General features: G+C 66.5%; 17 protein-coding genes. 15 read left to right on the top strand and 2 right to left on the bottom strand.

Translation table 11 applies throughout. From position 1 onward, the window contains the following. Positions 1 to 10: 10 nt before the first annotated feature. The 5 genes from cysD (at position 11) to AC1Q5S_RS00465 (ending at position 5,638) form a co-directional block, all read left to right on the top strand. Positions 11 to 970, top strand: a complete 960-nt coding sequence (gene cysD, locus AC1Q5S_RS00485) for a sulfate adenylyltransferase subunit CysD (RefSeq protein ID WP_303834934.1) — start codon at positions 11 to 13, stop codon at positions 968 to 970. Then, positions 970 to 2,337: a sulfate adenylyltransferase subunit 1 gene (locus AC1Q5S_RS00480; RefSeq protein WP_303834932.1), complete on the top strand. Its 1,368-nt coding sequence runs from the start codon at positions 970 to 972 to the stop codon at positions 2,335 to 2,337. The genes cysD and AC1Q5S_RS00480 overlap by 1 nt, the downstream gene beginning before the upstream one ends. Positions 2,338 to 2,441: 104 nt before the next feature. Continuing rightward, entirely contained in the window at positions 2,442 to 2,771 is a 330-nt protein-coding gene (fdxA, locus tag AC1Q5S_RS00475) for a ferredoxin FdxA (RefSeq protein ID WP_026436096.1), read from the top strand. A gap of 154 nt (positions 2,772 to 2,925) precedes the next feature. After that, a complete protein-coding gene (locus AC1Q5S_RS00470) occupies positions 2,926 to 3,969 on the top strand; it encodes an NAD(P)/FAD-dependent oxidoreductase (protein ID WP_492238206.1) in 1,044 nt (347 codons plus the stop codon). A gap of 382 nt (positions 3,970 to 4,351) precedes the next feature. Continuing rightward, positions 4,352 to 5,638, top strand: coding sequence for a purine-cytosine permease family protein (locus tag AC1Q5S_RS00465; RefSeq protein ID WP_492238205.1), 1,287 nt, complete (start codon positions 4,352 to 4,354; stop codon positions 5,636 to 5,638). 161 nt (positions 5,639 to 5,799) lie between these two features. Here AC1Q5S_RS00465 and thiD read toward each other — a convergent pair whose 3' ends face one another. Next, positions 5,800 to 6,654, bottom strand: coding sequence for a bifunctional hydroxymethylpyrimidine kinase/phosphomethylpyrimidine kinase (gene thiD, locus AC1Q5S_RS00460; protein ID WP_303837709.1), 855 nt, complete (start codon positions 6,652 to 6,654; stop codon positions 5,800 to 5,802). 241 nt (positions 6,655 to 6,895) lie between these two features. Here thiD and AC1Q5S_RS00455 point away from each other — a divergent pair, with 241 nt between their 5' ends. Genes AC1Q5S_RS00455 through AC1Q5S_RS00440 form a run of 4 tightly spaced genes read left to right on the top strand, consistent with a single transcriptional unit; the run spans position 6,896 to position 9,944 of the window. After that, complete coding sequence (locus AC1Q5S_RS00455; protein ID WP_303837707.1) at positions 6,896 to 8,005, top strand: FAD-dependent oxidoreductase; 1,110 nt, start codon at positions 6,896 to 6,898, stop codon at positions 8,003 to 8,005. Then, a complete protein-coding gene (gene thiS / locus AC1Q5S_RS00450; RefSeq protein WP_422202697.1) occupies positions 8,002 to 8,199 on the top strand; it encodes a sulfur carrier protein ThiS in 198 nt (65 codons plus the stop codon). The genes AC1Q5S_RS00455 and thiS overlap by 4 nt, the downstream gene beginning before the upstream one ends. Before the next feature lie 13 nt (positions 8,200 to 8,212). After that, positions 8,213 to 9,022, top strand: a complete 810-nt coding sequence (locus tag AC1Q5S_RS00445) for a thiazole synthase (protein WP_422202698.1) — start codon at positions 8,213 to 8,215, stop codon at positions 9,020 to 9,022. Continuing rightward, positions 9,015 to 9,944 carry a thiamine phosphate synthase gene (locus AC1Q5S_RS00440; RefSeq protein ID WP_422202699.1) on the top strand — a complete coding sequence of 310 codons (930 nt, stop codon included), beginning with the start codon at positions 9,015 to 9,017 and terminating at the stop codon, positions 9,942 to 9,944. The genes AC1Q5S_RS00445 and AC1Q5S_RS00440 overlap by 8 nt, the downstream gene beginning before the upstream one ends. A 95-nt stretch (positions 9,945 to 10,039) precedes the next feature. Here AC1Q5S_RS00440 and AC1Q5S_RS00435 read toward each other — a convergent pair whose 3' ends face one another. Next, a complete protein-coding gene (locus tag AC1Q5S_RS00435) occupies positions 10,040 to 12,088 on the bottom strand; it encodes a hypothetical protein (RefSeq protein ID WP_492238204.1) in 2,049 nt (682 codons plus the stop codon). A gap of 179 nt (positions 12,089 to 12,267) precedes the next feature. Here AC1Q5S_RS00435 and AC1Q5S_RS00430 point away from each other — a divergent pair, with 179 nt between their 5' ends. The 6 genes from AC1Q5S_RS00430 to AC1Q5S_RS00405 all read left to right on the top strand — a co-directional run bounded on the left by AC1Q5S_RS00430 (position 12,268) and on the right by AC1Q5S_RS00405 (position 18,646). Next, positions 12,268 to 13,791 carry a 3-hydroxyacyl-CoA dehydrogenase gene (locus AC1Q5S_RS00430; RefSeq protein WP_303837698.1) on the top strand — a complete coding sequence of 508 codons (1,524 nt, stop codon included), beginning with the start codon at positions 12,268 to 12,270 and terminating at the stop codon, positions 13,789 to 13,791. Positions 13,792 to 13,810: 19 nt separating this feature from the next. Then, the gene (locus AC1Q5S_RS00425; RefSeq protein ID WP_422202702.1) at positions 13,811 to 14,590 is read left to right on the top strand and encodes an oxepin-CoA hydrolase, alternative type; all 780 of its coding nucleotides are present in this window, start codon (positions 13,811 to 13,813) and stop codon (positions 14,588 to 14,590) included. 161 nt (positions 14,591 to 14,751) lie between these two features. Next, positions 14,752 to 15,471, top strand: coding sequence for a Crp/Fnr family transcriptional regulator (locus tag AC1Q5S_RS00420; RefSeq protein WP_422202703.1), 720 nt, complete (start codon positions 14,752 to 14,754; stop codon positions 15,469 to 15,471). A gap of 24 nt (positions 15,472 to 15,495) precedes the next feature. Beyond that, the gene (locus AC1Q5S_RS00415; protein ID WP_303836791.1) at positions 15,496 to 16,581 is read left to right on the top strand and encodes a phosphotransferase; all 1,086 of its coding nucleotides are present in this window, start codon (positions 15,496 to 15,498) and stop codon (positions 16,579 to 16,581) included. Between the two features lie 54 nt (positions 16,582 to 16,635). Beyond that, positions 16,636 to 17,910, top strand: coding sequence for an acyl-CoA dehydrogenase family protein (locus AC1Q5S_RS00410; RefSeq protein ID WP_303836789.1), 1,275 nt, complete (start codon positions 16,636 to 16,638; stop codon positions 17,908 to 17,910). Between the two features lie 37 nt (positions 17,911 to 17,947). Then, a complete protein-coding gene (locus AC1Q5S_RS00405) occupies positions 17,948 to 18,646 on the top strand; it encodes a hypothetical protein (RefSeq protein WP_492238203.1) in 699 nt (232 codons plus the stop codon). Positions 18,647 to 18,651 lie beyond the last annotated feature (5 nt).

Genomic DNA, 18,651 nt, shown 5'->3' with positions numbered 1-18,651 from the left:
GGAGCCGACCATGAACGCCCGCACCGACGCTGCGCTGCTGCAGAAGAACGAAAACAGCCCCATGAGCTACCACCTCAACAACTCGCATCTCGACGCCCTGGAAGAAGAAACCATCTTCATCCTGCGCGAAGTCGCCGCCGCCTTCGAGCGCCCCACCCTGCTGTTCTCGGGCGGCAAGGATTCGCTGGTCATGCTCAAGTGCGCCGAAAAAGCCTTTGGCGCGGGCCGCATCCCCTACCCGCTGCTCATGATCGACACGGGCCACAACTTCCCCGAGGTCACGGACTTCCGCGACTTCCGCGCGAAGGAACTGGGCGCCGACCTTATCGTGCGCAGCGTCGAGGATTCGATGGCACGCGGCACCGTGCGCCTGGCCCACCCCGGCGAATCGCGCAACGTGCACCAGTCCGTCACGCTGCTCGAAGCGATTGAGGAATTCCGCTTCGACGCGCTGATCGGCGGCGCCCGCCGCGACGAGGAAAAGGCCCGCGCCAAGGAACGCATCTTCAGCCACCGCGACAGCTTCGGCCAGTGGCAGCCCAAGGCCCAGCGCCCCGAGCTGTGGACGCTGTTCAACACGCGCTTGCAGCCCAATGAACACTTCCGCGTGTTCCCCATCAGCAACTGGACCGAGCTGGACGTGTGGCAGTACATCGACCGCGAGCAGATCGGCCTGCCCAGCATCTACTACACCCACAAGCGTCCGGTGGTGGACCGCAAGGGCCTGCTGATGCCCGTGACCGAGCTGACGCTGCCGCGCGACGGCGAAGTGGTGGAGACGCGCGACGTGCGCTTTCGCACGGTGGGCGACATCACCTGCACCGCACCGGTGGAGAGCACCGCCGCCACCCCGGCCGAGATCGTCATCGAGACCCTGGCCGCCGACGTGAGCGAGCGCGGTGCCACACGCATGGACGACAAGACCTCCGACGCCTCGATGGAAAAGCGCAAGAAAGACGGGTATTTCTGATGACTACGCATTTGATAGCTGATACCGCTGTAGCGGCAGGCGCCGCAGCCAAAAACGACCACATTTCCGCGCTGAAGTTCATCACCTGCGGCAGCGTGGACGACGGCAAGAGCACACTGATCGGCCGCCTGCTGGTGGACAGCAAGGCCGTGCTGCAGGACCACCTGGCCGGCGTGCAACGCCAGGGCGAGACCGACCTGGCCCTGCTGACCGACGGCCTGAGCGCCGAGCGCGAACAGGGCATCACCATCGACGTGGCCTACCGCTATTTCGCCACCGAGGAGCGCAAGTTCATCATCGGCGATGCGCCGGGCCATGAACAGTACACGCGCAACATGGTCACGGCCGCCAGCAGCGCCGACGCCGCCGTGGTGCTGGTGGACGCCACCAAGCTCGACTGGCAGAACCCGCAGCTCGCCCTGCTGCCGCAGACGCGCCGCCACAGCCTGCTGGTGCACCTGCTGCGCGTGCACTCGCTGGTGTTCGCCGTGAACAAGCTCGACGCTGTGGAAGATCCTGCCACCGCCTGGCGCCACATCAGCGCCGCGCTGGCGCAGTTTGCCCAGGACGCCGGTATCTCCGTGCGCGCCACGGTGCCCGTCTCGGCCCTCAAGGGCTGGAACGTCGTCGATACCCAACCCGGCTGGTGCGGCTACGCAGGCCCGAGCCTGCTGCAAATTCTGGAGCTGCTGCCCAACACCCCGGCCGACACCGGCCTGCCGCTGGCCTTCCCGGTGCAATGGGTGGAGAAGTTCTCGTCCTCGTCCGACACCAGCCAGGGCCGCCGCGTGTTCTGGGGCCGCGTGGCTGCGGGCCATGTGAAGCCTGGCACGCCGGTGCAGATATTCCCCAGCGGCCAGCTGGCCACGGTGGTCCAGGTGCTCGACCACGCGCGCCGCCCCATGGGCGTGGATGCCGGCCAGAGCGCAGGCATCGTGCTCGACCGGGAGGTGGACGTGTCGCGCGGCGACTGGATTCTGGCTACACCCACGACGGCGGCGGCTCAGGCCGACGATGACTTTGGCGACACCCCCGCCGCCATGCCCGCATGGCCCGCCAGCCGCGAGCTGCGCACGACCGTGGCCTGGATGGACGACGAACCCCTGGTGGCGGGGCGCGTCTACTGGGCACTGCACGGCCACCGCTGGGTCAAGGCCAAGGTGAAAGCCGTGGTGCACAAGCGCAACATCAACACGCTGGCCGAAGAGCCCAGCACGCAGCTGGACCCCAATGCCATCGGCCATGTCCAGCTCGTGCTGCAAGAGGCCATTCCGGCCGCTGCGTTCGGCAAAGCCCGCGTCCTGGGATCGCTGATCCTGGTGGACACGGCCAGCCACAAAACTGCCGGCGCCGTCCTGGTCAATTGATATGTCTCCATGTCCTGAATCCACACTGATTTCAGGGCACCTTCAATCTCGTCGGTGAAAGCTTTTAAAATCGAGGGTTTCCACCGACCCACACAACTCCTGCCATGACCCACGTCGTTTCCGAAAACTGCATCAAGTGCAAGTACACCGATTGTGTGGACGTGTGCCCCGTGGACTGCTTCCGCGAAGGCCCGAACATGCTCGTCATCGACCCCGACGAGTGCATCGACTGCGCCGTGTGCATCCCCGAGTGCCCGGCCAACGCCATCTTTGCCGAAGAGGACCTGCCGGCCGACCAGATCGCCTTCATCAAGCTCAACGCCGACCTGGCCTTTGCCGACGGCTGGAAGAGCATCACCAAGCGCAAGCCCGCCCTGCCCGATGCTGACGAGTGGAACGGCAAGCCCGGCAAGGTCAAGGACCTGGTGAAATAATGCCCACCCCCCCGTGGCGCTGCGCGCCTTCCCCCTTCTCTCGCGCTGCGTGCGGCAAGGGGAGCGCAGCCAATGCGGCGGGGCGGCCCTTGCACGGCAGCCCGGGTCTGGGCGGGGCCCGTTGCATGCGCTCTCTGGTTCATTGAGTTCGGAAATGCCCAGCACCAGCACCGACGCCATCGTCATCGGCGCTGGGCCCGTTGGGCTTTTCCAGGTGTTCCAGCTCGGCCTGCAGGGCCTGCGGGCCCATGTCATCGACGCACTGCCCCACCCCGGCGGCCAGTGCGCCGAGCTGTACGGCGACAAACCCCTCTATGACATTCCTGGCATCCAGGCCTGCACCGGACACGAACTGGTGCAGCGCCTGCGCGCGCAGATCGAGCCCTTCGCTCCCACCTTCCACCTCGGCCAGCAGGTGAGCACGTTGCAGGCGCAGCCGGAGGGCGGTTTTCTTGTGGGCACCGCGCAAGGCACACAGCTGCAGGCCCGCGCCGTGTTCATCGCCACCGGCGTGGGAGCCTTCGTGCCGCGCACGCTCAAGCTGCCCGGCCTGGAGGCCTACGAGGGTGGCCAGCTGCGCTACCGCATCGATGAAGACACCCACCTCGCCGGCCAACGCGTGGTGGTGCACGGTGGCGACGAACCCGCCGTGCAGCAGGCCATTGCCTGCGCCACCGCCCCCGAGGCCCTGCGGCCGGCCCGCACCACGCTGCAGCACCGCCGCGACGTGTTCGACGCCCCGCCCGCCCTGCTGGAACAACTGCAGGCCCTGCGCGCGGCAGGCCGCATCGAGGTCGCCATCGGCGTGGCCAGCGGCATTGTGGAAGCACAAGGGCGCCTTGCTGCGCTGGAGCTGACCCCCCCCGAGGGCACGCCACTGCGCCTGCCCCTGGACCTGCTGCTCGTGCGCCTGGGCCTGGTGCCGCGCCTGGGGCCGATTGCCGAATGGGGCCTGCAGCTGGAGCGCAAGCAGCTCGTGGTGGACCCCGCCACCTTCGCCACCAGCGCGCCCGGCATCCACGCCGTGGGCGACGCCATCACCTACCCCGGCAAGCGCAAGCTCATCCTGAGCGGCTTCCACGAAGCCACCCTCGCCGCCTTCGGCGCGGCCGAGTGGCTGGCAGGGCACAAGCTGCCGCTTGAATACACCACGAGCAGCGTGAGGTTGCAGAAGCTGCTCGGGGTCGCCGGGGACTGACTGCGCGGATTTTGCTGTTGCAGTGGAAGCCCGGCTGGATTTCCCAAGCCCCGCAGAAACAGAGGATTTCCCCGCTGGGGTCGGCAATGATTGCCAACGGTCTTGCAACTGGTCTGGACCTTGAGGGCATGATCGACCTTGCCCCTGTATCGCTGTGGATGGCGGACATCACCGCCCGCAAGAAAGCCGCGGCGTATCTGGAATACCTGGGCAGGTACGATCAGGGATGCCCCCGCGCCGATAGCCGAGTGCAGGCTGAGAGAGCATCCTTTCGAACCGGATTGAGATCATCCCCGCGCAGGGAAGCCCGTCCGCCATGCCACGCCCAGCCGGGCGTGGCCGGAATCTTCCTTGCACCATACCGCACTGCCAAGGAATCCGCATGAGCCCCCGCACCGCATCCACCAACGAGGCGCTGGCCCCTGTCGCCAGCGCCCAGCGCGTCTTCCACTGGCACGACCACGCCTCGCTGTGGTTCAGCCTGGGTGTGGGCCTGCTGGTGATGCAGGTGGGCGCCTACCTGGTGCCCGCGCTGGGCACCCAGGAAGCGTTGATTGCCATCGTCGCCGGCTCCCTGGTGGGCGCAGGGTTGCTGGGCTGGGTGGCCCAACTGGGCTGCGACAGCGGGCTGGCCAGCGCGGGGCTGATGCATGCGGTGTATGGCCGCGCCTTCGCTCGGTTGCCCATCGTGCTGAATACCGTGCAGCTGATTGGCTGGGGCACGTTCGAGCTGGTGGTGATGCGCGATGCCACGGTGGCCATTGGCCGGCAAACAGGGGCGTTCGGGGGTGGCATGGTGGGCGTGCACTGGCCCGTGCTGGCCACGCTGCTGTGGGGCGGCATGGTGATCCTGCTCATCAGCGGCTCGATGGTGCAACTGGTGCGCAAGGTGATTGCGCGCGTGGCGCTGCCGCAGGTGGTGCTGTCGCTGCTCTGGCTGAGCTGGCAGTTCCTGTCGCTGGCGCAGGCCCAGGGTTTTGATCCGCTGTGGAGCCGCAAGGGCGAAGGCGGCATGGGCGTGCTGCCCGCATTGGATCTGGTGATCGCCATGCCGATCTCGTGGCTGCCGCTGGTGGCCGACTATGCGCGCCACGGTCGCCACGGCGGTGCGGCGCTGCGCGGCACCTGGGCGGGCTATGCGCTGGCCAACATGTGGTGCTACGCGCTGGGCGTGCTGGTGGCGCTGACGCTGCCCAGCCAGGATCTGGTGACCGCGCTGCTGCTGGCGCAGGGCGGTCTGATCGCACTGTCGCTGATTTTGATCGACGAGGTGGACAACGCCTATGGCGATGCGTATTCGGGCGCCATCTCGGCCCACAGCCTGCTGCCGCGCTGGAGCGTGCGCCAGTGGGGCGTGGTGGTGGCCGCAGCCTGCACGCTGCTGGCGCTGGTGTTGCCCATGCACAGCCTGGAGCCGTTTTTGCTGCTGCTCAGCTCGGTGTTCGTGCCGCTGTTCGGTGTGATTCTGGGGCGGCTGGCTTGGGGTGCCGATGCCGGGGCGCTGCTGGCAGCGGCCCGCCCGGTCAACGCGGTGCCCGTGGTGCTGTGGCTGCTGGGTGTGGCGGTTTATCACTTGGCGCCAAAAGTGCTGCCAGGGCTGGGGGCGGCCTTGCCGGCGCTGGTGTTCAGCCTCTTGCTGGCCTGGGTGACACGTCCACGGCGGGCCTGATGCAAAAAAGTGCGTCCCCACCCGGAGGATGCTGGCGGTGTCGGCCTTTTCCACCCCCTGGGCCATCTGCGCGCCAACCCGTGAACGCTCGCGTTTTGATCGCTATCAGCGCTTGCCTATAAAGCACTGGAGCCATGAAACACCTCCTATACAGCCATCAATCAAACCCGCAACACCACCTGCGCCACCGGCGCATAGCCGTGGTTCAGCGGCCCGTGGCCCTGACCGGTGTGCACGTCGGCGCCGGCCGCAATGGCGCCCAGGATGTAGGTGCGGGCCTTTTCCACGGCCTGCGGCAGGGCATACCCCTGCGCCAAAAACGCAGCCATGGCGGACGACAGCGTGCAGCCCGTGCCGTGGCCGTTGTGCGTGGCAATGCGGGCGCTTTCGAGGCGCTTGCGCTGGCCCGCCTGCGTGGCCAGCAGGTCCACCACACGCTCGCCCTTCAGGTGCCCGCCCTTGAGCAGCACGGCGGGCGTGCCCAGGCCCAGCAGATCCTGGGCAGCGTCTTCGAGGGCGTCAATGCCGTCGATCGCGCGGCCCAGCAGCAGGGCCGCTTCGTCGAGGTTGGGCGTGACCACCTCCGCCAGCGGAAACAGCTCGTTCACCAGCACCTGCACGGTCTCGCTGGCGATCAGCCGGTCACCGCTGGTGGCCACCATGACCGGGTCGAGCACCACATGGGGAAGGCGGTGGGTGCGGATGGCCTGCGCCACCACGCGCACCACCTCGGGCGACGCCAGCATGCCGATCTTGACCGCATCCACGCCGATGTCCTGCGCCACGGCATCGATCTGGGCGCGCAGCATGTCAGGCGGTACCCCATGGATACCCGCCACGCCCAGCGTGTTCTGCGCGGTGATGGCGGTGATGGCGGTCATGCCGTAGCAGCCCAGGGCGCTGAACGTCTTGAGGTCGGCCTGGATGCCCGCGCCACCACCACTGTCGGAGCCGGCAATGGACAGCACGCGCACGTAGCGCGGCTGCGGGGAAGTGGAACGGGATGGAATGGTCATGGCAAAAATTATGACCTATGCGCCAGGTCAATCCGGGGCACAAAGGGATATGCTGTAATGACTGCCTACGGACGAAACAGGGGTGTCCCGCCAGCGTGGCGCGCGACTGAGAAAGACCCTGGAGCCACTCAACAGCCGCTTCGGCGCTGGGCTCCGCTACCCGATCCAGATCATGCTGGCGTGGGGAGTTTCCAGCAACGGCACAGCCCCGTTTTGTCCTCCTGTTGCTACAGAAGGACGCATGAACCCCCAACCTTCCTCCATTGTCATTCTGGGTGCCGGCCTGATGGGCCGGCTTCTGGCCGTTGAACTGGCCCGCCAGGGCCACACCGTCGAGGTTTTCGACAGCGGTGGCCCGGCTGCCGAACATGCCGCCGCACCCATTGCTGCCGCCATGCTGGCGCCACTGGCCGAATCCGCGGTGACCGAACCGGGCGTGGTGCGCATGGGGCAATACTCGCTCCCGCGCTGGCGCGAAATGCTGGCAGCGCTGACGCAGCCGGTGTTCTTTCAGCAGGAAGGCACGCTGATCGTCTGGCACCGCCAGGACGCCGCCGAGGCCCAGCGGCTGCAGCGCCTGCTGCAGACCACCCAGGCCACCATTCCCGAACTGCCCGCGATGCAGGTGCTCGACAGTGCTGGCGTGGCCGCGGCCGAGCCCACCCTGGCGCACCGCTTCATGCAGGGGCTGTACCTGCCCGGTGAAGGCCAGCTGGACAATCGCCAGCTGCTGGCCACGCTGGTGCATGAGATGGGCCGCCTGGGGGTTCGCTGCCACTGGCACACGCCCCGCGATCCGGGTGAATTCTCTCCGGGCACCCCCGGACAGGCCGACTGGCTGATCGACTGCCGGGGTCTGGGCGCGCGAGGCCAGTGGCCTGCCCTGCGCGGTGTGCGCGGAGAGGTGGTGCGCGTGCACGCGCCCGAGGTCACGTTGCGGCGGCCCACGCGCGTGGTGCACCCGCGCTACCCCATCTACATCGCACCCAAGGAAGACCATATCTTTGTGATCGGTGCGACCGAAATCGAATCGGAAGACCTTTCACCGGCCAGCGTGCGGTCCACGCTCGAACTGCTGAGCGCGGCCTATGCCGTGCACACGGGGTTTGCCGAAGCCCGCATCGTGGAGATCGCCACCCAGTGCCGGCCCACATTGCCCGACAATCTGCCGGCCGTTCGCCGGCCGCGCCCAAGGGTGCTGGAAGTCAACGGCTTGTACCGCCATGGTTTCATGATTGCCCCGGCCATGCTCGATGTGGTGCTGGAGCTCATGGCCACCGGCCAGTCACCCCTGGCCTCCCGTTTCAACCTTGCCTTGCCCACCGGAGACGACCAGTGCGCGGCCCCATGAAAATCCTGATCAACCAGACACCCCACGAGCTGCCGGACGGTGCCACAGTGGCCGACGCCATCACCGCCGTGGCGGCGCGCCCACCGTTTGCCGTCGCGGTCAACACCGTCTTCGTGCCCAACACCCGCTATGCCGAACAAATGCTGCTGGCGGGTGACCGGGTGGAAATCATCTCTCCTGTGACGGGTGGCTGACACCCCGCTTGCCATGACCTCATCCCATTCCGACGACGCCCTGGTTCTTTACGGCCGGTCTTTCAGCAGCCGGCTGCTGCTGGGCACGGCCCGCTACCCATCTCCGGCCATACTGGAGGCCGCAGTACAGCGTGCGCGCCCGGCCATGCTCACCGCATCGCTGCGCCGCCAGGGCAGCCATGGCGCCGAGGCGGGCAACAGCTTCTGGGAGCTGCTGCGCCGCCTCAACGTGCCCATCCTGCCCAATACCGCCGGCTGCCACAGCGTGCAGGAGGCCATCGCCACATCGCACATGGCCCGCGAGGTGTTCGGCACCCCGTGGATCAAGCTGGAGCTGATCGGCGACGACTACACGCTGCAGCCCGACACGCTCAACCTGGTGGAAGCGGCCGCGCAGCTCATCAAGGACGGTTTTCAGGTGCTGCCCTACTGCACCGAAGACCTGGTCCTGTGCCAGCGCCTGGTGGACGTGGGCTGCCAGGCCGTGATGCCCTGGGCCGCCCCCATTGGCACCGGGCGCGGGCCCGTCAACCCCTATGCGCTCCAGCTGCTGCGCGAGCGCCTGGATGTGCCGCTGCTGGTGGACGCGGGTCTGGGCCTGCCCTCGCATGCCTGCCAGGTCATGGAATGGGGTTACGACGGCGTGCTGCTCAACACCGCAGTGGCATTGGCGCAAGACCCCGTGACCATGGCCGGCGCTTTTGCCGATGCGGTGCAGGCCGGCCGGGCCGCGCGCCGTGCTGGCGCCATGGCCGCCCAGGACACCGCCCAGGCCAGCACCCCGGTGCTGGGCACCCCTTTCTGGCACCACGCCCATGAGTGACATCGCCACCCTGCGGCAGGACATCCTGCAGCACCATGCCGCTGCGTTTCCCGGTTTTCCGGCGCCGTCCACGCCCGCCCCCACATCGCCAGATCCGGTGTACCAGGCGGCACTGCAGGCCAGCAGTGCCCTGGGATTCATCGCGCACGATGCCGAATGCATTGCCCACGCCTGGCGGGCACGCACCGAGCGCACAGGCCATTTCGCCCCGACGCCATGGCCGGACGAACCACCGGACTTTGGCCTGCAGCCCCTGCCCCGGGCGCTGTGTTTCACGGCGTGTCCCCGGCAGCTGGGGCTTTATGCGGTACTGCCCGACGCGCAATGGGTAGGCCGCATGGCCCGGGCCGGCGTACCCACGGTGCAATTGCGCTACAAATCCAGCGATCCCGCCGCCGTGGCGCGCGAGGTGGCCGCCGCCGTGCAGGCCGTGCAGGGCACGCAGGCGCTGCTGTTCATCAACGACCATTGGCGCCAGGCCATCGAGGCCGGCGCCTATGGCGTCCACCTCGGGCAGGAAGACCTCGATGCACTGCAGCCCGCTGAGCTGCAAGCCTTGCAGGCATCGGGTCTGCGGCTGGGCGTCAGCACGCACGGTTACGCCGAAATGCTGCGCGCCGATGCCGTGGGTCCCAGCTATATCGCCATGGGGGCGGTCTTCCCCACCACGCTCAAGAAAATGGCCACGGTGCCCCAAGGCCTGGGCCGGCTGGCGGCCTATGCGCGCCTCATGCGGGGCTATCCATTGGTGGCCATTGGCGGCATTGGCGCCGATCAGTTTGGCGAAGTGCTGGGCACCGGTGTGGGCTCCATCGCCGTGGTGCGCGCTCTCGTCAATGCACCCGACCCTGAAGATGCCGCGCGCCAGTTGATGGCACGCCTGGCCGCCGTGCACAGCCCCGCAGCAGGGGCCGCCCGATAGATGGAGATTGGCGGGGCATGGTGGCTGCACCGTGTCGGCAGATTGCGGTGAACGGAAATTTCCACCGGCCGGGCTACACACTGCCCGGCCCGAGATCACACTTTGGGATCGGTTTTGCGCTGTTCGAGTTCGAGACGCAATTCCATCAGGTCGTTGGCCATGCCAAAGCCAACGGGCTGGCCCGGACGCGGCGCAGCAGTGACCGGAACAGGTGGCAGGTCGCTCAGCGTGAGCTGCGGAGGATCGGACAGATCCAGGTCCAGCGCCAGTTTCGGCGCAACCAGGCCTGCGCTGGGCGGCGAGGCGGTCTTGCCGGGCAATCCTGCCGCTGGTGCATGCTGGCCAAAATCAAATTCGAGGCCGGCGGCGAGCGAATCCAGAGGCAGATCGACCGCAGGAGCCGGGGATTGGCCAGTGGCAGGCACTGGCGCCACATGGTCCAGCGGCGATGCAAGCGGCGTGGTGCGCAAACGCGGAGGTGGTGCTCCGCGCGCACTTGCCGGAGTGGTCTGGGCAATGGCCAGCAGCAGCAGCAGATCGTCAAACGCAGCCAGATCAAACGGGGCCACTGCGGCACTGCCATCACGCCGGAAAAGAAACTTCTCGAGCAACCGCACCACGGACGACGAAGTCCACTCGGCCTCGATGGCGGCCAGTGCATCGAGGTAATCCTCCAGGGTTCTGCCCTTGTGGCTGAACGCTGAAAACGCGGGAACCTGCACATTGAAATGGCGACTGAACTGTTCGCGCAAGCGGGAAAAATCATCCGATCGGCCCAGCTTGTGGTACATCCACAGGAGCTCCTGGTAGGCCGAAGGCGAGGTTTCCTGATGGTCGGCGATGTAACGCCTCATCACCTCCACGGCCTGCTCGTGCTCCCCCACGGAGACAAAAAATTCGGCCTGTTGCTGGATGTCAAAAAGCTCTTCGGGGTTGACGAGATGCGGGGAACTCGCGCGGTGGAAACCCGCCGCTGCGGCCGGCGCCCGCGTCGGTGCATGCTCCGGCGTGGCGGGTGCGGGTGTCTCGCTGGAACTGAAGGGCTCCGCTTCCGAAGGCAGGATATAGGTATCTTCGCCAAACGGGGAAGATTCTTCGGGCGCCCAGGTGTCATGAGGGTGCGGCCTCAGGCCATGGGGATCGTGCGCACCGGCATCGCCGTCCTTGGCGCTCAACGCCACCGAATCGCGCCAGGCGTGCATGGCCAGCTGGGCATCGCGGCGCGCCCGGGCCCAGACCCAGGCCAGCAAGCCCGAAACCAACACCAGCAAGGCCAGCAGCGCGTGAACAACGCCTGCAGGAAAGCGCTGGCTCTCGATCAATGCCAGCCGCTGCTGCAACTCCGCCACCGAAGTGCGCTCGGCGGTCGATTTCGCACGCAATACCGCCATTTCGGCCTCCAGCGCGCGGACACGTTCGTCGTCTCGCGGCACCGCTTCCGGCGTGTTCAGTGCCTTCCAGGCGACCGCTGCTTCTTGCCGTTGCGATGCCGAAGCCTGGGCTGGCACGGCCCCCATGTCGGCCGAAGGCCGCAGGGCAACCGATGGTTCGGCCAAAGCATCCAACGGCTCCATGACCAGACGCGAGCGCTCCGGCGCGACAGCCTTGGCAGTGCGCGCTTCGTTTTCAGTTGCTTTGGGCGCAACCACCCGGGGGGGGCGCGGTGGCGCAATGCGGGCTGCTGGCTTGGCGGCCGGGGGTTTGGGAGGTGCAGCAGCCGCAGCCTCACCCTGTTCTCTGGGTTCGACCGGCGCTTGCGCACGGCGGCGCACGGCAGGCGGCGACACGGTGCGGTCTGCGCCTGCGCCGGAATCACGGGCTACGGCTGCGGGAGCCGACGCCAGCTGGTCAATGTTCACGATGCGACCCGGCACATGCGCCGCAGGCGGATCGGCCAGAAAAGTGTAAGCACGGGTGACATTGCCCGAGCACCCCACCGACACCGTCACCGTGACGACAGGCTCGTTCACCGAACCTGCTACCTGCACACGCACCGCTGGCGAGCGCCCCGGCGAGTCCGCCAGGAAGGTTACCCGGATTTTGTTGTCGGCGACAGCGGAGTCACCAAATGCCACGTCGGCCGTGATACAGGACGAGGCCAGATCCGCACCTGCATCGGGCTGCACATCGAAGGCGAGATCCACCGGAGCACCGAGGATGACAGATCCCCGGCTTTGCCCCAGTGAGATGGCAGTTGCACCACTGGCAACCAACCAACACCCGAGTCCGAAAATTAATTTACGTAATTTCACAGAAGTTTCTTTTTTTGGCATGGTTATTTTTGCACACAAGTGCACAGAAACGCCAACGTCATAATGCCGCCATGCAAAATCAGTTTTCCACCATAGGCATCGTCGGTGCCGGAGCCATGGGCCGGGGCATAGCACAGATGGCAGCCCAGGCCGGCAGCCGGGTTCTCTTGCTGGACATGCAGCCGGATGCCGCAGAGTCGGCCCGCCAAAGCATTCAGGCCCAATGGCAACGCCTGCTGGAAAAAGGGCGCATTTCCAGTGAGCAGATGGCCCACTGGGCCAGCCAACTGCAGCCCGTGGCCGCCGCCACCGATCTGGCTTCTTGCGACCTGGTGATCGAAGCCATCGTGGAACGGCTGGATGCCAAGCAGGCACTCTTCACCCAGCTGGAAGCCGTGGTGGGGCCGCAGGCCGTGCTGGCCACCAATACTTCTTCTCTCGCGGTAACCGCCATCGGCGCAGCGTTGCAACGGCCCGAGCGGTTGGCAGGTTTTCACTTCTTCAACCCCGTGCCCTTGATGAAGGTGGTGGAAGTGATCGGCGGGCTGAAGACTGCCCCTGCAGTTTGCGAGGCGCTGGCCCACTACGCGCGCCAGATGGGGCACACACCGGTGCAGGCGCAGGACACCCCGGGCTTCATCGTCAACCATGCCGGACGCGGATTCGGCACCGAGGCCTTGCGCATCGTCAGCGAGGGCGTGGCCGATTTCGCCACCATCGACCGCATTCTGCGCGACCAGGCGGGTTTCAAGCTGGGGCCCTTCGAGCTCATGGACCTGACAGCGCTGGATGTGTCCCACCCGGTCATGGAATCCATCTACCACCAGTATTACGAAGAACCGCGGTTTCGCCCCAGCGTCATCACAGCGCAGCGCCTGGCGGGCGGAATGCTCGGCAGGAAAGTGGGCGAAGGGTTCTATCGCTACGACAACGGCGCCGCGCAGATTCCCGCCGAACCAGCCGTACCCCATGTGACCAGCATTCCGCCGGTCTGGGTGTCGCCGCGCGCCGCCCGGCGCGCCGAGCTTTACCAGCTGCTCAAGGACCTGGGCGCCTCCATCGAAACGGGCGCCTCGCCCTCGCAAACAGCCATCTCTCTGGTGGCTCCGCTGGGTTTCGACATCACCACCGTGGCCGTTGTGGAGCGCCTGGATCCTGCCCGCACCATCGGCATCGACATGCTGATCGACGACGCAGCAACGCGGCGGCGGGTGCTCGCCACCAACCCGGCCACGCGCGTGGACATTCGCGACGCAGCCCACACCCTCTTTGCCCGCGACGGCAAGGCCGTCAGCGTGATCCGCGACAGTGGTGGCTTCGTCACCCAGCGCGTGGTGGCCACCATCGTGAACATTGCCAGCGACATCTGTCAGCAGCAAATCTGCAGCCCGCGCGACCTGGAAACCGCTGTCACGCTGGGACTCGGCTATCCCCTCGGGCCGCTGGCCATGGGCGACCGCTGGGGCCCCACCAACATCCTTGAAGTGCTGTTCAACATGCAAACGGTGTATGGCGACCCACGGTATCGCCCCAGCCCCTGGTTGCGCCGGCGAGGGGCCATCGGCCTGAGCCTGGCACACGTTGAAGAGCATTAACCCCCGTCTGCAAAATCCCATGCCCGCACAACTTCAAGCCGCCCGCGAGGGCCAGACCCTGGTTCTGACACTCCGCAACCCGGAGTTGCGCAACGCCATCGACCCGGTCATGTATGCCGCAGGCATTGAGGCACTCAACGTCGCGGAAAGCAGCACCGAAGTGCGCAGCGTCATCATCACAGGGGCGGACGGCATGTTCTGCTCGGGTGGCAACCTGCGGCACCTGCAAGCCAGTCGGCAGGCCGACCCGCAGGGGCAGGTGCAGGGCATCGAAGGCCTGCACAGCTGGATCGAGACCATTCGCGCCTTTCCCAAGCCCGTCATTGCAGCGGTCGAAGGCGCAGCGGCAGGTGCCGGCTTCTCGCTGGCACTGGCGTGCGACCTGGTGGTGGCAGCCCGCAATGCGGTGTTCGTGATGGCCTACAGCAACGTAGCCCTCTCGCCCGATGGAGGCGCCAGCTGGAGCCTGGCGCAGGCATTGCCGCGCCAGCTGGCCACCGAAATCCTCATGTGCGGCGACCGCATTGCGGCAGAACGCCTGCACGCCCTGGGCGTCGTCAACCGCTTGGCCGAGCCGGGCAGCGCCCTGGCGACGGCGCTGGCGCTGGCCGATCAGCTCAACGCACGGGCGCCCAACGTGCTGTCCAGCATCAAGGAACTGGCGGCCGAGGCGCCCCACAACACGCTCTGCACGCACCTGACCAGCGAACGTGACCACTTTGTAAAGAACCTGCACCATGCCAACGCAGGTGCCGGTATCGCGGCATTTCTGGAAAAACGCACGCCGAGATACGAATAGCCGCCCGATTCTTCGCCCATCCACGCCCCCCGGCGCCCCACAAGGCTTCGGGGGGTTTTGCTTTCTGCGAAGGCCGCAGACACGCAGGTGACACCCCTGACGGCAGGCGTCCGTCCCTCACGCGACAATGATCCGGTTTCCAGTCACACACAAGACAGGCCATGGACGACCCGATTCTTACCATTGATGAACGTGAAGCGATCAACTCCGGTCGCTGGTTTTCTTCTCTTTCACCCTCCCTTCGCCACGACATCCTCCGATGTGCATACGTCAAACGCTTCAAGGACGGCGGCCTCATAGCCGCCCGGGGCGACCCACCCGAGGACTGGATTGCCTGCGCGCGCGGTGCAGTGCGGGTGAGTTCCACCTCCATCTCGGGCAAGCAGATCACGCTGACCTATGTGGAGCCGGGCATCTGGTTTGGCGATGTGGCGATCTTCGACGGCGATCGGCGCACGCACGATGCCTATGCGCACGGCGACACCACGATCCTGTGTGTGGCCAAGGCCGACTTCAAGAAAATTCTTGCGGCGCACACCGAATTCTCCGAAGCCATGCTGCGCCTGCATGCGCGGCGCATCCGGCAACTCTACGGTCTGGTGGAAGACCTCAACACCCTGCCCCTTCGCGCGCGGCTGGCCAAGCAACTGGTGCACCTGGTGCGCAGCTACGGCATTCCCAGCCTGTCGGATGGCAGCGAGATGCGCATCGGACTGCAACTGGCGCAGGAAGAGCTCGCGCAGCTGCTGGGCGCATCGCGCCAGCGGGTGAACCAGGAACTCAAGGCCATGGAACGCGAGGACGCGATCCGCATAGAGCCGGGTGGTCTGGTGGTGCGCGATCGCGCTGCGCTCATGCGCATTGCCGAAACCGACAACTGAAGCACAACCAACACCTCGCCATCCATGAGCAACTTTGACCATTTTGTTGGCACCCGGCCCGTTTCCGACCAGCACGCGTTCGACATCGCCGCGCTGAGCGCCTGGCTTGCGCAGAACATGGAGGGCTTTGCCGGCCCCCTGACCGTGGAGATGTTCAAGGGCGGGCAGTCCAACCCCACCTACAAGCTCAACACGCCCACCACCAGCTATGTGATGCGGGCCAAGCCCGGCCCCGTGGCCAAGCTGCTGCCCTCGGCCCATGCCATCGAACGCGAGTTTGCGGTGATGCGCGGCCTGCATGGCACCGACGTACCCGTGCCGCGCATGCATGTGCTGTGCGAAGACGAATCAGTGATCGGCCGCGCCTTTTATGTGATGGAGTGCATGCAGGGCCGTGTGCTGTGGGACCAGTCCCTGCCCGGCATGTCGCAAGCCGAACGCGGCGCCATCTACAACGAGATGAACCGCGTGATCGCGGCGCTGCACACCGTGCAGTTTGCCGACCGGGGCCTGGCCGGCTATGGCAAGCCCGGCAACTACTTCGAACGCCAGATCGGCCGCTGGAGCAAGCAGTACGTGGCCTCCATCACGCAGCCCATTGCCGAAATGGACAAGCTCATGGAATGGCTGCCCGCAAACATGCCCGCCAGCGCGCGGGATGCAAGCAAGGTTTCCATCGTGCATGGCGACTACCGCCTGGACAACCTGATGTTCCATCCCACCGAGCCGCGCGTGATCGCCGTGCTGGACTGGGAACTGTCCACGCTGGGCCACCCGCTGGCCGACTTCAGCTACCACTGCATGGGCTGGCACATCCCGGCGGCAATGGGCCGCGGCATTGCGGGGCAAGACCTTGCCGCCCTGGGGATTCCCAGCGAAGACAGCTACATCCGCCTGTACTGCGAGCGCACCGGCATCACCACGCCCGAGGCGCTGCGTGCCGACTGGAACTTCTACATGGCCTACAACATGTTCCGCATCGCGGCCATCCTGCAAGGAATTGCCAAGCGCGTGGAGGCAGGCACCGCCTCCAACGCACAGGCCAAGGCCTCGGGCGACACGGCGCGGCCGATGGCCGAGCTGGCCTGGTCGTTCGCACAGCGGGGCTGACAACGCAACAAGGGCACAGGCGCCGCCCCACGATTACCAAAGGAGAAGAACCCCATGGACTTTGACTACTCGCCCAAAACCAAGGAACTGCAGGCCAGGCTGCTCCAGTTCATGGACGACCACATCTACCCGGCGGAAGCCGCCTACGCCGCCGAGCTGGCCGCCAACACGGCCGCCGGCAAGCGCTGGAGCGCCCTCCAGACCATCGAGAACCTCAAGCCCAAGGCCCAGGCCGCCGGTTTGTGGAACCTGTTCCTTCCCGTGGACAGCGCGGCAGCGTCGGGCTACGAGGGTGCCGGCCTGACCAACCAGGAATATGCCCCCCTGGCCGAAATCATGGGCCGCGTGCAATGGGCCAGCGAGGTGTTCAACTGCTCGGCGCCCGACACCGGCAACATGGAAACCATCGCGCGCTATGGCGACGAAGCCAACAAGGCCCGCTGGCTCAAGCCGCTGCTCGAAGGCAAGATCCGCTCGGCCTTCGCGATGACGGAACCCGAGGTGGCATCGAGCGATGCCACCAACATCCAGACCCGCATCGAGCGCCAGGGCGATGAATACGTCATCAACGGCCGCAAGTGGTGGATCTCGGGTGCCGCTGATCCGCGCTGCGCCGTGTTCGTGACCATGGGCAAGACCGACCCCGAAGCCCCCAAGCATTCACAGCAAAGCATGGTACTGGTGCCCGCCGACACCCAGGGCATCACCATCATCCGCCCGCTCAACGTCTTCGGCTACGACGATGCGCCGCACGGCCATGTCGAGATGACCTTCGACAACGTGCGCGTGCCGGTCAGCAACATCTTGCTGGGCGAAGGCCGGGGCTTCGAGATCGCCCAGGGGCGCCTGGGCCCCGGGCGCATCCACCACTGCATGCGCCTGATTGGCCTGGCCGAACGCGCACTGGAGCTGATGTGCAAGCGCGCCAGCTCCCGCACCGCCTTTGGCAAGACCGTGGCCCAGCAGACCGTGACACAGGAGCGCATTGCCGAAGCCCGCTGCAAGATCGACATGGCGCGCCTGCTCACGCTCAAGGCCGCCTGGCTGATGGACACCGCTGGCAACAAGGTCGCACGCACCGAGATCGCCATGATCAAGGTGGTGGCGCCCAGCATGGCCTGCCAGGTGATCGACTGGGCCATGCAGGTGCACGGCGGCGGCGGCATGTGCGACGACTTCCCGTTGGCCTATGCCTACGCCGGTGCGCGCACGCTGCGCTTTGCCGACGGCCCCGACGAAGTGCACCGCAACGCCATCGCCAAATGGGAGCTGGGCAAGTACGCCGCGCCCCGGCACGAGGTGCAGCCCCCCGCCACGCGCGGCTGCTGAGCACCAGCGCGGGCCCAACCGCTACGATGGGGGCACTGTGCCCCTTTTCTGCACCACCCCGTCCCTGCGCCGCCGCTCCGTGCTGTGCGGCCTGGGCTCGGCGCTGGCCGCTGCGGCATGGCCTGTGGCCCAGGCGGCGCCAGCCGACCTTCGTGCGGACGAAAAGCCTGCCAAGGGCGCCTGGCCAGCCTCCGGCACCAGCCAGAATGCGCGCCAGCTGGTACGCTGGATCGACGGCACAGGGGACAACCAGGGCCTGCCGTTTGCCGTGGTGGACAAGCTGGCTGCCCGCATCCACATCTTTTCCGCGCAGGCACTATGGCTGGGCACGGCTCCCGTGCTGCTGGGCGCGGCGCGCGGCGACCATTCGGTGCCCGGCATCGGCCAGCGCCCGCTGGCCCAGATCCGGCCCGAGGAGCGCACCACCCCTGCCGGCCGTTTTGTGACCGAGCCCGGCCGCAACCTGCGCGGCGAAGACATTGTCTGGATCGACTACGACGCCGCCGTTTCGCTGCACCGCGTGCGCAGCGTCAGCTCCGCCGAGCGGCGCCTGCAGCGCCTGGCCAGCCGTGGTGTGCAGGACAAACGCATCAGCTACGGCTGCATCAACACGCCCGAGGTGTTCTACGACCAGTGGATTGCCCCCTTGTTCGGGCACTCCAGCGGCGTAATCTACGTACTGCCTGACACGGAACCATTTGCTTCCATATTCATCGCGGCCAGCGCTTACCCATAAAGCGC

This window comes from Acidovorax sp. GW835-FHT14B10 (assembly GCF_058793725.1).
This window is presented reverse-complemented; position numbering and strand designations above follow the sequence as displayed.

What these genes read in the sequence shown, in the direction of transcription:
- cysD (WP_303834934.1), top strand. Translation starts at nt 11, where the DNA reads ATGAACGCCCGCACCGACGCTGCGCTGCTGCAGAAGAACGAAAACAGC.
- AC1Q5S_RS00480 (WP_303834932.1), top strand. Translation starts at nt 970, where the DNA reads ATGACTACGCATTTGATAGCTGATACCGCTGTAGCGGCAGGCGCCGCA.
- fdxA (WP_026436096.1), top strand. Translation starts at nt 2,442, where the DNA reads ATGACCCACGTCGTTTCCGAAAACTGCATCAAGTGCAAGTACACCGAT.
- AC1Q5S_RS00470 (WP_492238206.1), top strand. Translation starts at nt 2,926, where the DNA reads ATGCCCAGCACCAGCACCGACGCCATCGTCATCGGCGCTGGGCCCGTT.
- AC1Q5S_RS00465 (WP_492238205.1), top strand. Translation starts at nt 4,352, where the DNA reads ATGAGCCCCCGCACCGCATCCACCAACGAGGCGCTGGCCCCTGTCGCC.
- thiD (WP_303837709.1), bottom strand. Translation starts at nt 6,654, where the DNA reads ATGACCATTCCATCCCGTTCCACTTCCCCGCAGCCGCGCTACGTGCGC.
- AC1Q5S_RS00455 (WP_303837707.1), top strand. Translation starts at nt 6,896, where the DNA reads ATGAACCCCCAACCTTCCTCCATTGTCATTCTGGGTGCCGGCCTGATG.
- thiS (WP_422202697.1), top strand. Translation starts at nt 8,002, where the DNA reads ATGAAAATCCTGATCAACCAGACACCCCACGAGCTGCCGGACGGTGCC.
- AC1Q5S_RS00445 (WP_422202698.1), top strand. Translation starts at nt 8,213, where the DNA reads ATGACCTCATCCCATTCCGACGACGCCCTGGTTCTTTACGGCCGGTCT.
- AC1Q5S_RS00440 (WP_422202699.1), top strand. Translation starts at nt 9,015, where the DNA reads ATGAGTGACATCGCCACCCTGCGGCAGGACATCCTGCAGCACCATGCC.
- AC1Q5S_RS00430 (WP_303837698.1), top strand. Translation starts at nt 12,268, where the DNA reads ATGCAAAATCAGTTTTCCACCATAGGCATCGTCGGTGCCGGAGCCATG.
- AC1Q5S_RS00425 (WP_422202702.1), top strand. Translation starts at nt 13,811, where the DNA reads ATGCCCGCACAACTTCAAGCCGCCCGCGAGGGCCAGACCCTGGTTCTG.
- AC1Q5S_RS00420 (WP_422202703.1), top strand. Translation starts at nt 14,752, where the DNA reads ATGGACGACCCGATTCTTACCATTGATGAACGTGAAGCGATCAACTCC.
- AC1Q5S_RS00415 (WP_303836791.1), top strand. Translation starts at nt 15,496, where the DNA reads ATGAGCAACTTTGACCATTTTGTTGGCACCCGGCCCGTTTCCGACCAG.
- AC1Q5S_RS00410 (WP_303836789.1), top strand. Translation starts at nt 16,636, where the DNA reads ATGGACTTTGACTACTCGCCCAAAACCAAGGAACTGCAGGCCAGGCTG.